Origin of the sequence: Streptomyces sp. NPDC093261 (assembly GCF_044753645.1) — a bacterium.
In the GTDB taxonomy this organism is placed as follows: domain Bacteria; phylum Actinomycetota; class Actinomycetes; order Streptomycetales; family Streptomycetaceae; genus Streptomyces.
Map to the genome: position 1 here is coordinate 256,625 of NZ_JBIVNO010000005.1, position 13,304 is coordinate 269,928.

8 protein-coding genes and 1 pseudogene are annotated in these 13,304 nt (G+C 72.1%); 8 read left to right on the forward strand and 1 reads right to left on the reverse strand.

Features of this window, described 5'->3' with window-relative positions:
- Positions 1–244 precede the first annotated feature (244 nt).
- From ACIP94_RS15080 to meaB, 8 genes are all read left to right on the forward strand, one after another.
- A complete protein-coding gene (locus ACIP94_RS15080) occupies positions 245–1,507 on the forward strand; it encodes a phenylacetate--CoA ligase family protein (protein ID WP_402424771.1) in 1,263 nt (420 codons plus the stop codon).
- Complete coding sequence (locus tag ACIP94_RS15085; protein ID WP_402424773.1) at positions 1,504–2,793, forward strand: MFS transporter; 1,290 nt, start codon at positions 1,504–1,506, stop codon at positions 2,791–2,793. The genes ACIP94_RS15080 and ACIP94_RS15085 overlap by 4 nt, the downstream gene beginning before the upstream one ends.
- Positions 2,790–3,926, forward strand: coding sequence for a GNAT family N-acetyltransferase (locus ACIP94_RS15090; protein ID WP_402424776.1), 1,137 nt, complete (start codon positions 2,790–2,792; stop codon positions 3,924–3,926). Before ACIP94_RS15085 ends, ACIP94_RS15090 begins: the two co-directional genes overlap by 4 nt.
- Positions 3,923–5,089 carry an acyl-protein synthase gene (locus tag ACIP94_RS15095; protein WP_402424778.1) on the forward strand — a complete coding sequence of 389 codons (1,167 nt, stop codon included), beginning with the start codon at positions 3,923–3,925 and terminating at the stop codon, positions 5,087–5,089. The genes ACIP94_RS15090 and ACIP94_RS15095 overlap by 4 nt, the downstream gene beginning before the upstream one ends.
- Positions 5,086–7,590, forward strand: a complete 2,505-nt coding sequence (locus tag ACIP94_RS15100) for an acyl-CoA reductase (RefSeq protein WP_402424781.1) — start codon at positions 5,086–5,088, stop codon at positions 7,588–7,590. Before ACIP94_RS15095 ends, ACIP94_RS15100 begins: the two co-directional genes overlap by 4 nt.
- A 243-nt stretch (positions 7,591–7,833) precedes the next feature.
- Positions 7,834–9,642 (forward strand): methylmalonyl-CoA mutase family protein, encoded by a 1,809-nt coding sequence (locus tag ACIP94_RS15105; protein WP_402424783.1) that lies wholly within the window; start codon positions 7,834–7,836, stop codon positions 9,640–9,642.
- The gene (scpA, locus tag ACIP94_RS15110; RefSeq protein ID WP_402424785.1) at positions 9,642–11,819 is read left to right on the forward strand and encodes a methylmalonyl-CoA mutase; all 2,178 of its coding nucleotides are present in this window, start codon (positions 9,642–9,644) and stop codon (positions 11,817–11,819) included. The genes ACIP94_RS15105 and scpA overlap by 1 nt, the downstream gene beginning before the upstream one ends.
- A 12-nt stretch (positions 11,820–11,831) precedes the next feature.
- Positions 11,832–12,818, forward strand: a complete 987-nt coding sequence (meaB, locus tag ACIP94_RS15115; RefSeq protein WP_402424788.1) for a methylmalonyl Co-A mutase-associated GTPase MeaB — start codon at positions 11,832–11,834, stop codon at positions 12,816–12,818.
- A gap of 161 nt (positions 12,819–12,979) precedes the next feature.
- On the opposite strand, the pseudogene ACIP94_RS15120 reads toward meaB, so the two are convergent.
- A pseudogene (locus tag ACIP94_RS15120) lies at positions 12,980–13,225 on the reverse strand (diaminopimelate decarboxylase); the annotation flags it as partial.
- Positions 13,226–13,304: the final 79 nt, after the last annotated feature.

A 13,304-nucleotide genomic window follows, 5' to 3' on the forward strand; every position in this document is an offset into this window, starting at 1 on the left:
TGGCCGAAGTTCGATGCACAAGCGGCCAGTTGGCGCAAGAGGGTTCCGAATGATGAGATATCCTTCGGGTGTGGGCGCCCCGGATATTCCGGGTGCCGCCAATCCATCACCTCGTCAGTGACCCACATCTCCTCGCTGCTTCAACGGCGAACAACATTGTTTCGCAGCAAACAAAACCCGTAGCGCCGCCGTCGGCCCTTCCCTTTGCCGACGGTTCACCGAGCATGCCCTCGAGCAGGAATTGATGCCAGTTCAACCATTCATGGAGCTGATACGCTTCGCGCGTCGCAACTCGCCGTTCTACCGGGAGCTTTACGCTCACCTCCCGGATCATGTGGCCCACCTCACGGATCTTCCGGTGGTGCCCCAAGAGGAATTCTGGCGAGCGAACTCACCGCGTGACAACAGATTGCTCACCGCACCCCTGGAGGAAGCGGTCGTCTTTCGCAGCGGCGGCACCACAGGGTCCCCGAAGTTCTCGTACTACACCCGTACGGAATGGCGTGAGTTCACCACGGCATTCGGCGCCGGCCTCGTCACGGCCGGACTGCAGCCCGGTCACCGGGTGGCCGACCTGTTCTACGCGGGTGACCTGTACGCCAGTTTCAGCTTCATTCTCGACTCACTGCACCGATCCCCGGTGGCCAATGTGCGGCTGCCCATCGGGGGCGCGGCACCCTGGGAATCCACCGCGGCCACCCTGCACGAATTCCGGGTTCAGGTCGTCGCCGGAACGCCGACCACGCTCTGCTCACTCGCCGAGCGTCTCACCTCGGCCGATCGAACCCTGCCCGACGTGGAGTTGCTGCTCTTCGGCGGTGAGTGTCTGTTCAGCGACCAACTTCCCCTGCTCAAAGCCGCGTTCCCGCACGCCCGGACGCGTTCGCTGGGATACGCGAGCGTGGACGCGGGACTGCTCGGCGAGGCGGTGCCCGGCGGCGATCCGCGCGTGCACCGTGCGTTCACCCCGTACACGGTGGTCGAGATACTCGACGACGAGACCGGCCTGCCGGTCGAGGACGAGGGCGTGCCGGGCCGGCTGGTCGTCACCGACCTGCGCCGCCGGCTGATGCCGATTCTGCGCTACCCGGCGGGTGACCGGGCCGCATGGGTGGCACGGGACGCGGGGGTCTTCCGCATCCTCGGTCGCGCCGAGGAGGGCGTGCGGGTCGGCCCCGTCTCGCTGTACACGCAGGATGTGCACGACGTCGTCACGGCGGCCGACGCGGCCGGCGAGGTGACCGGCCTGCAACTCGTGGTGCGCCGTCGGAACGGCCGTGACGGCCTGGTGCTGCGGCTGGCGACGGGCGAACCCGGCGACCGGCACACCTCCTTGGGCGAGAGCGTCGCCAGGGCGGTCCTGGGGCAGCGTCCGGCCTACGCGAGCGCGATGGCCGCCGGGCATGTCGATCCGCTCACCGTCGAGTGGGTGCGGCACCGGGACCTGGCGGTCAACGCCCGCTCCGGAAAGCTGATCCGCGTGGTCGACGAACGGCCGCACTCATGAGCACACCGGTACCACGCGCGCGGCGTCTGCCCGTCGTCCTGCGCAACCCGTCGTTCGGCACGGTCTGGGTCGGCCAGCTGCTCACCCAGATGGCGGGCAGGATGTTCCAGGTCGGTGCGGTCTGGTGGCTGGTCGGTTTCGCCGGCGGCGACCACCGCGGGCTGGACTCGGGTCTGTTCCTCATGGCGAGCACCCTTCCCGCGGTCGTGCTCGCCCCGGTCGTGGCCCGCGTCATCGCGCGTCACGCCCGCCGCACGGTGCTGGCCGTGGCGGCGGGGGCGGCGGGCGTCCTCGCCACGGCCGCGGCGGCCTGGGCGACCGCCGGGCCGCTGCCGGTGGCCGCCGTCTACGCGGCCGGACTCGCTCTGGCGACGTGCCAGGCGGTGTTCGATCCGTGTCTGACGACCGCGGTGCCCGAACTGGTCGAGGACGCGGACATCGAGGCGGCCACCGGGTTCGAGCTGTCCACCCAGTCACTGGCCGGGCTCGGCGGGGGGCTCCTGGGCCCCCTGGTGGTCGACGCGGGCGGGCTCGCGGATGTCGCCGCCGGGTGCGCGGGCGCGTATCTGACGGCGGCCCTGCTGATCCGCGCCGCCCGGTTCCCGCACGCCGCCGCCCCGCAGGGCCCGGCGAGCGGGGCCGCGCCGGAGCGGCGGACGCTGCGCCGCATCCTGGCCGGCCTGCCGTTCGTCCGCCGTGTCCTGGTCTGCTTCGCCGCCGCCAATGTGTTCACCACGGCCGTCTACGTCGTCATGCCGCTGTACACGCGGGGTGTGCTGCACTCCACCGGCTCGACCGTCGCCTCCTTGGAGGTGGCGCTGGGGGCGGGCACGCTCGTCGGGTCGTTCACCGGCGGGCGTCTGCCAGGGCGCCCGGTCGCCCTGGGCAGCGTCTGCCTGGCCGTGATGGCCGCATGCCTCGCCCTGCCGGGCCTGCTCACCGGGCACGCGGTGGCGGCCGGCTCGATGGTCGTCGCCGGCTGGTGCGTGGGAGTGATCGGCGTGCGCTTCGTCGCGCTGTTCCAGCGGCTGGTGCCCGCCGACGACAAGGCGGGCTTCTTCACGGCGATGCAGGCGCTGCTCGGCGCCACGTTCCCCGTCTCCTCGCTCGTCTTCGGCGCGCTCGGCGACCATCTGACCGCGCGCGCCCTCTGCCTGGTGCAGGGCGCCGGTCTCGTCCCGGTGGCCCTGGCGCTGTGGTGGCTGGGCGGTCGCGCGGACATCCCGGAGGATGAGCCGTACGCCCCGGCCGGGCATCAGGTCGCGCTGACGGGAGACGCGTCATGAGCGTCGTTCTCGCTCCCGCCGCGGTCCAGGACATCGCGGAGCTGCGGCAGTTGTACTTCGACGTGTACGGGCACGGCTATCCGGTGCCGCTGGGCAGCGACCCGGCCGTCATGCACCGGCTGATCGTGGACGGCACCGCGCACTGGCTCACCGCCCGCACGGAGCGAGGCGCCCTGGTCGGCTCCGCCGTGGTGCAGACCGACCCGGGCAGCCGCGTCGGCAAGCTCGTCGGCCTCGCCGTGCATCCCGGGCACCGGGGCGGGGGCCTGGCCTCCGTGCTGACCGGTGCGGTGTGCGACGAGGCGTTCGGCACCGGCCGCCTCGACTCGGTGTACGCCACCGTCCGCGTCGTCACCGAGGGCCCCCAGCATGTCGTGGTGCGCAACGGCTTCCGGCCGCTCGGCCTGATGCCCAACGCGGTCGAGGTCGACGGCTGCGAGAGCCTCGCCCTGTTCGCCCGTTACGCCGACGGGGTACTGGAGCGCCGCGCCCCCGTGGAGCACGTACCGGAACGCCTCGCGGCGCTGCTGTCCGCGGCGTCCTCGGGCGTCGGCGTCGACTACGCGGGGACGGAACGGATCGCCACCCGGCCCGCACGGTCCGCCGTCACCGGGGCCGAGCCGATCGAGCTGATCGCCGCCTCCGCCTTCGTCCGCCGCCGCTTCCTGGAACGCTTCCCCGACGCGGGCGACCGCTTCTTCCCCCTGCACACGCCCAACGCGATGCTGGTCGCGGCCGACGGCCGCTTCGAGGCGTACGCCGATCTGGACCCGGTCGCGGGCAGCTGCGCCCTGATCGCCGTGGATCCGCGTCCCGCGGCCGTGTCCGGTGCGTTGGAGGCGCTGATCTCCGTGGTCACCCGGGCCGGCGCGGACTACGCCGAGACGCTGCTGCCGCTCGCCGACAGCGAGGCACTGGAGGTCTTCCTGGCCTCGGGTTTCGTGCCGAGCGCGGTGTACCCGGCGATGCGCCGTCTGCACGACCGCTTCCACGACTACGTCGTGCTGTCCCGGACCAGCCGTCAGATCGACTTCAGGACGACGGCGGTCAGCGCGCTGCTCCAGCCGTATCTGAGCGCCTATCTGAGCGCATGGACCGCCACCTATCTGCCCCTTCACGAGGTGTCCCGATGAACCCCCATCTCGCTCCCGTCGAGGTCCCCGACCCGGCGGCACTCGGCCATGTGCAGCGGTTGTGCGACCTGGCATCGCCGTACGACACCGGACCCGAGGCCGACGCCCTGTTCGCCGCCGCCATGGCCGAGGCCAACGACTGGCACGCGCGGCGTTCCCCGTTCTTCGGCTCCCTGCTCCAGGACCCGCCGGAGGTTCCCGCGCCGACCGTGGGCGAGGGGGTGCGCACTCCGCTGGTGCCCGCCGCGTTCTTCAAACGCCACGAGGTGCTGTCGATCCCTCGCGACGAGGTCTTCCTGCGTCTGACCTCCTCGGGCACCACGGGTCAGAAGTCGCAGATGTTCTTCGACGAGTGGACCATCCGCTCGGCGCAGCGCATGGTGGCCCGGATCTTCGACCACTACGGCTGGATCACACCCGACCAGCCGGTCAACTACCTCCTCTACAGCTACGAGCCCGCCCCGTCCCTGACACTGGGCACCTCGTTCACCGACAACTATCTGTGCGACTTCGCGCCGGCCCGGCACACCACGCACGCGCTGCGGCACACCGGTTCGGGCCATGAGTTCGATGTGCACGGCTGCATCGCGGCGCTCCAGCGGTACGCCGAGGACGACGTGCCGGTGCGCATCCTGGGCTTCCCCGCGTTCCTGCACTTCACCCTGGAGCGGATGAGTGCCATGGGACTGCCGCCGCTGCGGCTGCCCGAGGGGTCGCTGGTGGTGCTGGGCGGCGGTTGGAAGGGCCACGCCGACCGGCAGATCGGCAAGGAGGAGTTCTACGCCGAGATCTCCGGGCGTCTCGGTGTCCCGGGTGAGCGGGTCCGCGACACGTTCGGGTCCGTCGAGCACTGCGTGCCGTACATCGAGTGCGCCCGGCACCGGCTGCATGTGCCCGTGTGGTCGCGCGCCGCCGTGCGCGACCCGGCGACGCTGCGCCCGCTGCCGTACGGGGAGCGCGGCTTTCTGCACCTGGTCAGCCCGTACATCACGTCCGTACCGGCGCACAGCGTCGTGATGGGTGACCTGGCGTCGCTGCACCCCGGCGAGGAGTGCGGCTGCCCGTTGTCCACCGACTGGTTCACCGTGCACGGCCGTGCCGGGGTGAGTCGCAACCGCAGTTGCGCGGTCGCGGCAGCCGAACTCCTGAAGGGAATGTCGTGACCGCTTCCGCACTCCACCTCTGGCAGGGCGAGTTCGTCGACGACGCCGAGGCGGCCCGCCGGCTCGCCGCACTGTCCGAGCCGGCCGGCCGGGTCCTGTCGCGTCCGCTGCCCACCGATGTGGTGCTCGGCGCCTGCGCCGCGGTGAGTTCCGAACTGACCGATCCCGCCTCCGCCCTGTACACCCGGCTGGCGGGGCACCTGCCCGCCGACGAGGCCGGCGCCGCCCTCGCCGAGCTGGCCTCGGCGCTCACCCGGAAGGCCCTGGAACGCAAGCTCCGCCGGGAGCTGGGCGGGCTCCGGCCGGAGCGGCTGACACGGCCGGACGCCCGCGAGACGGTGTACGAGGCCTGGGCGCCGGTCGGCCTGCTGGTGCACATCGCTCCCGGAAACGCCGCCACCGTGGCGCCGCTGAGCGTCGTCGAGGGACTGCTGGCCGGGAACGTCAACGTGCTCAAGACCAGCAGCGCCGACACTCCGCTCGCCCTCGATCTGCTCGCCGCGCTCGGCGCCGCCGACCCGACGGGGCTCATCGCCGAACGCGTCGTGGCCCTGCGTTTCCCGTCCTCGCGCCGCGAGTGGCTCCGGACGCTGTGCGGGCAGGCGGACGCGATCGCCGTATGGGGCGGCGAGGACGCCGTGCGAACGGTGAGCGACCTGGCGCCGCCCGGCTGCCGGATCGTCGAGTGGGGCCACCGGATCTCCTTCGCCTATCTGACCCGCCAGGCGGCGGCCGACGCCGGCACCCTCGACGCGCTCGCCGAGGACGTCTGCCGCTTCGACCAGCAGGCGTGCTCCAGCCCACAGGTGGTCTACCTGGACACCGAGGACGCCGAGGAGGCACTGGCGTTCGCCGAGCGGTTCGCCGAGCACCTCGCCAAGGTCTCCGGCACATGGCCGGCGCCGCGGCCGAACACGGCCGAGCAGGCCGAGATCACGACCGTGGAGCAGCTCGCCCGGCTCGAACAGCACCTCGGTCTGACCCGGGTGATCGCCGCCGCCGACGGCTCCTGGCGGGTACTGGCCGACACCCGTCCGGCTCTCGACGCCTCCCCGCTGCACCGCAGCGTCCGGGTGAAGCCGCTGCCCCGGCACGCGCTCACCGCGACACTGCGGCCGATGCGCCGCTATCTCCAGACCATGGCCATCGGCGGCGGCAGGGCGGACGCGGCCGAGTTGGCGCGGGCGGCGTTCGCCGCGGGCGTCACCCGGGTCACTCCGGTCGGTTCCATGCTGGAGGGTTACGAGGGCGAACCGCACGACGGGGTCTACGCGTTGCAGCGTTACAGCCGGCGCGTCAGTGTCCGCGCGTCGGACGCGGCGTTCCGCACGGTGGCCTGCCTGGACGACCTGGTGGAGCCGCCGGTGCTGCCCCCGGCGCCCGGCGGGCCGCTGCTGGGCAAGGAGGACGTGCAGCGCGCGCTGGCGTCCCTGGCGCCGGAGCACGCGCACTTGTACTTCCGCAGCGGCGGCTCCACGGGCGCGCCCGCGCTGTCGGTGTTCACCTGCGAGGACTACGACAACCAGATGCGCGCCGCGGCGGACGGGCTGCTCGCGGCGGGCTTCGACCCGGCCCGCGACCGGGCGGCCAACCTCTTCTACTGCGGCGGCATGTACGGGAGCTTCATCAGCTTCTTCTCCATCCTCGAACGGCTCAACGCCACGCAGATCCCGATGGCCGCGGGGCCCGATCACGCCGTGGTCGCCGAGGCACTGGTCACCCAACGGGCGGACACCCTCTTCGGCATGCCTTCGTATCTGTGGCAACTGTTCCACGCGGAGGGTGACCGCCTCCGCGCCTACGGCGGCATCCGCACGGTGTTCTACGGCGGCGAGCACTTCACCGAGGAGCAGCGCCGGGTGCTGACCGAGGAGTTCGGTGTCGAGGTGATCCGTTCGGCCGCCTACGGCAGTACCGATCTGGGACCGCTCGGCTACCAGTGCGCGCAGTCCCGGGGATCGGTCCACCATGTGCTGACCGATCTGCACACGCTGGAGATTCTCGACCCGCACGAGGACCGGCCCGTCACGCCGGGCGAGCCGGGGCGGCTGGTGTTCACCTCGCGGGCGCGTGCCGGGCAGCGGCTGGAGCGCTACGAGATCGGGGACCTCGGGCGCGCGATCGAGGGTGCGTGCGCCTGCGGCAGCCACATACCGCGTCTGGAACTGCTCGGCCGCTACGGCGATGTCGTGCGCGTCGGCACGTACTTCTTCAACTATCGGCGCATCCTGCGGGCGGCGCAGGAGCGGCTGGGCTACCACGGCGAGATGCAGTTGCTGGTCGCCCCCGGCTCCGGCCGCGAGCTGCTGACGGTCCGCCTCGACGAGGGGTACGCGTCCGACCCGGCCGCCGCGCGGGACGCCCTCGCCGCCGAGGTGGCGGAGCTGGCCTCGGCCGAGGCGGAGGGCCTGCTCGCGTTCGCTGTCGAGACCGTGCGCAGGGAGAGGTTCGAGCGCACCGCGACCAGCGGCAAACTGCGCACGGTGGTCGATCTCCGCTAGCCGCGGCGGGGTGCGGGCGACGGACCACCCGCGCCCCGCCCGCACCACGTGGGCGCAAGTGGGCGGATCGCGTCGTTTGTCCACGCCCGAGAACCACGTCACACCCCCGGCGGGAAACACCGGCACACTCCGGACAAGAACCCCCTCCCACGCCGGACGAGGCCCCTCTCGTGCGCCCAACGAGAACAAGGTCACAACCATGCCCTCTGCTGCTCCTTTGCCGACCTGCCCTAACATCCGAGCATGACCGTCCCGCCTGCCGAAGAACTCTCCCTGGCGGCCGAGTTCCCTGACGCGACACTTGAGCAGTGGCAGCACCTGGTGGCAGGTGTGCTGCGCAAGTCGGGCAGGGAAGTCTCGGACGCCGAGGCAGAGCACGCCCTGTCCACCGCGCTGGAGGACGGGCTGCGCACCCGGCCCCTGTACACCGGGCACGACCACGCGCCCGACCCCGGCCTGCCCGGCTTCGCGCCCTTTGTGCGCGGCGGCCGGGCCGAGGGAAACACGGTGGGCGGCTGGGACGTGCGCCAGCGGCACACGGTCGCGGACGGCGGCGCGATCCTGACCGACCTGGAGAACGGCGTCACCTCGCTGTGGCTGGCCGTCGGCGAGTCCGGCATCCCCGTCGCGTCGCTCGACCGCGCCCTCGACGGCGTCTACCTGGACCTGGCGCCCGTCGTCCTGGACGCGGGCGCCGAGACCGAGCCCGCCACGCGGCTGCTGCTGCGGCTCTACGAGGAGCGGGGCGTCGCCGCGGACACGGCACGCGGCAACCTGGGCGCCGACCCGCTGGGCCACGAGGCCCGCACCGGGCAGTCGTACGACATCGCGTCCGTGGCCGAGCCGGCCCGGCTGTGCGCCGAGCGGTATCCGGGGCTGCGGGCGCTGACCGTGGACGCCCTGCCGTACCACGAGGCCGGGGGGTCCGCGGCACAGGAGCTGGGCTGCTCGCTGGCGACGGCTGTCGCCTATCTGCGCGAGCTGACCGGGGCGGGGCTGAGCGTCGAACAGGCCTGTGCCCAGTTGGAGTTCCGGTACGCCGCCACCGCCGACCAGTTCCTGACGATCGCCAAGCTGCGGGCGGCGCGGCGGCTGTTCGCCCGGGTCGCCGACGTCTGCGGGGCGCCGCAGGCGGGCGCGCAGCTCCAGCACGCGGTGACCTCGCCGGTGATGATGACGCGCCGCGACCCCTGGGTGAACATGCTGCGCACGACGGTCGCGACACTGGCCGCCGGGGTGGGCGGTGCCGACGCCGTGACCGTGCTCCCCTTCGACCACGCGCTGGGACTCCCGGACGCCTTCGCGCGCCGTATCGCCCGCAACACCTCCACCATCCTCATCGAGGAGTCGCATCTGTCCCGGGTGATCGACCCGGCGGGCGGCTCCTGGTATGTGGAGCGGCTGACGGACGACCTCGCGCACGCCGCCTGGGAGTTCTTCCAGGAGATCGAGCGGGCCGGCGGACAGGCGGCGGCCCTGCGCTCCGGTCTGGTCCGCGAGCGGCTGGCCGAGACCTGGTCCCTGCGCAGCGCGAAGCTCGCCAAGCGCCGTGAGCCGGTGACCGGCGTCAGCGAGTTCCCGCACCTGGCCGAGAAGCCGGTCCTCCGCGCTGCCGCGCCCGAGCCGCCGTCCGGGGGCCTGCCCCGGGTACGGCGGGACGAGGCGTTCGAGGCGCTGCGCGCCCGCTCCGACGCCCACCTCGCCGCGACCGGTGCCCGGCCCCGCGTCTTCCTGGCCGCGCTCGGCCCGGCCGCCGCCCACACCGCCCGGCTCGCCTTCGCCGCCAACCTCTTCCAGGCGGGCGGCATCGAGCCCGTCACCGAGGGCACCTTCGAGGAGAGCGTGGCGCGGGAGGTGTGCCTGTGCTCCAGTGACACGGTGTACGAGGAGCAAGCCGGGGCCGCCGCGGAGAAACTGCGGGCGGCGGGCGCGCGGCACGTGTTCCTCGCGGGCCGCCCGGGCTCGTACGCGGGTGTCGACACCCATGTCTTCGCCGGCTGCGACGCCGTGGCCGTGCTCTCCGCCACGCTCGACCGCATGGGAGTGTCCTGATGTCCATCCCCGACTTCTCCGCGATCGAGCTGGGGACCCCGGTCTCCGGCGACGGCTCCGACGAGTGGCGTACGGCCGTCAAGAAGGCGACCGACGGTGCCGACCTGCTCTGGGAGACCCCCGAGGGCATCACGGTCAAGCCGCTGTACACCGGGCAGGACCTGGAGGGCCTGGACTTCCTGGACACCTTCCCGGGCATCGCCCCGTATCTGCGGGGCCCGTACCCGACGATGTACGTCAACCAGCCCTGGACGATCCGCCAGTACGCGGGTTTCTCCACGGCCGAGGAGTCCAACGCCTTCTACCGCCGCAATCTGGCGGCCGGTCAGAAAGGCCTGTCGGTCGCCTTCGACCTGCCCACACACCGCGGCTACGACAGCGACCACCCGCGGGTGACCGGTGACGTCGGCATGGCGGGCGTGGCGATCGACTCGATCTACGACATGCGACAGCTCTTCGACGGCATCCCGCTGGACCGGATGACGGTGTCGATGACGATGAACGGCGCCGTGCTGCCGGTGCTCGCGCTGTACATCGTCGCGGCGGAGGAACAGGGGGTGCCGCCGGAGAAGCTGGCGGGGACCATCCAGAACGACATCCTCAAGGAGTTCATGGTCCGCAACACCTACATCTATCCGCCGAAGCCGTCGATGCGGATCATCTCCGACATCTTCGCCTTCACCTCGCAGCGGATGCCCCGCTACAACTCCATCTCCATCTCCGGCTACCACATCCAGGAGGCGGGCGCGACGGCCGACCTGGAGCTGGCCTACACCCTCGCCGACGGTGTGGAGTACATCCGGGCCGGCCGGGACGCGGGCCTGGACGTGGACGCCTTCGCGCCCAGGCTCTCCTTCTTCTGGGCGATCGGCATGAACTTCTTCATGGAAGTCGCCAAGCTGCGCGCGGCCCGGTTGCTGTGGGCCAAGCTGGTCAGGCAGTTCGACCCGAAGAACAGCAAGTCGCTGTCCCTGCGCACCCATTCGCAGACCTCCGGCTGGTCCCTGACCGCGCAGGACGTGTTCAACAACGTCACCCGCACCTGTGTGGAGGCGATGGCGGCCACCCAGGGCCACACCCAGTCGCTGCACACCAACGCCCTCGACGAGGCGCTCGCGCTGCCCACCGACTTCTCCGCGCGTATCGCCCGCAACACCCAGCTGCTGATCCAGCAGGAGTCCGGCACGACGCGGGTGATCGACCCGTGGGGCGGCAGCGCGTACGTGGAGCGGCTGACGTACGACCTCGCCCGCCGCGCCTGGCAGCACATCCAGGAGGTCGAGCAGGCGGGCGGCATGGCGCAGGCCATCGACGCGGGCATCCCCAAGCTGCGTGTGGAGGAGGCCGCGGCCCGCACCCAGGCCCGTATCGACTCCGGGCGCCAGCCGGTGATCGGCGTGAACAAGTACCGGGTGGACTCCGACGAGCAGATCGAGGTGCTCAAGGTCGACAACTCCTCGGTGCGCAGCCAGCAGATCGCCAAACTCCGGCGGCTGCGCGAGGAGCGCGACGAGACCGCCTGCCAGGACGCGCTGGACGCGCTCACGCGGGCGGCCGACGGCGAGGGGAACCTGCTGGAGCTGGCCGTGCGCGCGGCCCGGGCGAAGGCGACCGTCGGGGAGATCTCGTACGCCCTGGAGAAGGTGTACGGCCGGCACGCGGGCCAGATCCGTACGATCTCCGGTGTGTACCGCAACGAAGCAGGCGAGTCGCCGAACCTGGACCGCACCCGGGCCCTCGTCGACGCCTTCGCCGACGCCGAGGGGCGCCGGCCGCGCATCCTGGTCGCCAAGATGGGCCAGGACGGCCACGACCGCGGGCAGAAGGTGATCGCGACCGCCTTCGCCGATCTCGGCTTCGACGTGGACGTCGGCCCGCTGTTCCAGACCCCGGCCGAGGTGGCCCGGCAGGCCGTCGAGGCGGATGTGCACATCGTCGGGGTGTCGTCGCTGGCCGCGGGGCACCTCACCCTCGTACCGGCGCTGCGCGAGGCGCTCGCCGAGGAAGGCCGTGACGACATCATGATCGTCGTGGGCGGGGTGATCCCGCCGCAGGATGTTCCGACGCTGAGGGAGATGGGCGCGACGGCGGTGTTCCCACCCGGCACGGTGATCCCGGACGCGGCCCATGACCTGGTGACGCGGCTGGCGGCCGACCTCGGACACGGCGACCTGTGAGGCCATGAGTCCATGGCCATCGACCTCGACACATATGTCAAGGGAGTCCTCGACGGCAAGCGAGCGGTGATCGCCCGTGCGATCACCCTCGTCGAGTCGACCCATCCCCAGCACCGGGCGCTGGCCCAGGAGTTGCTGACCGAGCTGCTGCCGCACAGCGGGAGAGCCCGGCGGATCGGGGTCAGCGGGGTGCCGGGCGTGGGCAAGTCGACGTTCATCGACTCCTTCGGCACCATACTGACCGGCCTCGGGCACCGGGTGGCCGTGCTCGCCGTCGACCCGTCCTCCAGCCGGACCGGCGGTTCGATCCTCGGCGACAAGACCCGGATGGAGCGGCTGGCCGTCGACCCGGCGGCCTTTGTGCGCCCCTCCCCCACCGCCGGCACGCTCGGCGGGGTGGCCAAGGCGACCCGCGAGTCGATCGTGGTGATGGAGGCCGCCGGCTACGACGTGGTCCTGGTGGAGACGGTCGGCGTCGGCCAGTCCGAGACGGCCGTCGCGAACATGGTCGACTCCTTTCTGCTGCTGACCCTGGCGCGCACCGGGGACCAGTTGCAGGGCATCAAGAAGGGTGTCCTGGAGCTGGCCGATGTGATCGCCGTCAACAAGGCGGACGGCCCGCACGAACGGGACGCGCGCGCCGCGGCGCGGGAACTGGCGGGCGCGCTGCGGCTGATGCACGGCAAGGACGCCTTCTGGACGCCGCCCGTGCTCAGTTGCAGCGCCCGCGAGTCGACGGGCCTCGACACCGTCTGGGAGCGACTGGAACAGCACCGCACACTGCTGGACTCCACCGGACGCCTCGCCGCCCGGCGCCGCGACCAGCAGGTCGACTGGACCTGGACCATGGTCCGCGACGAACTGCTGGGCCGTCTGCACGCCGACCCGGCGGTCCGCAGCCTCGCACCCGCCCTGGAACAGCGGGTCAGGCAGGGCGAGCTGACGGCCACTCGGGCCGCCGAACGCATCCTGGACGCCTTCGGGGGGCAGGGGGCCTGAGGCCGGCGGGCGGGCTGCCGTCGGCCACCGTCCCGCGGATCGTGAGGGAAGCCGCCGTCCCGTCGGAGCGAGGTCACCGCCCCCGCGGCGAGCCTGCCGTCGTTCCCGTGCGTTCGCGCAGCAGGATCCGCAGGGGAAGTGGTCCGAGGACGGCGGTCCTGGAGGCCGACGTCGCGGCTGCGGATGTCGTCCAGGCACTCGCGTCGGACGAGCAGCCGGGCGTGGCCGTTCCTCACGGCGGTCACCGGCGGGCGGCCGACCAGGTTGTAGCCGGAGGCCATCGACAGGTGGTAGGCACCGGCGACGGGCACGGCGAGCAGGTCCCCGGGACGTACGTCCTCGGGAAGGTCCACATCCGCGGCCGGCACGTCACCGGCCTCGCAGTGCCGGCCCACGACGGTCACCGGGTGCCGGTCTGCCCCGTCCTGGCGGTGCCGCCGTCACCGCTCGAGGCCGCGCTCACCGCCGCCCACCGCCGCAACGCCT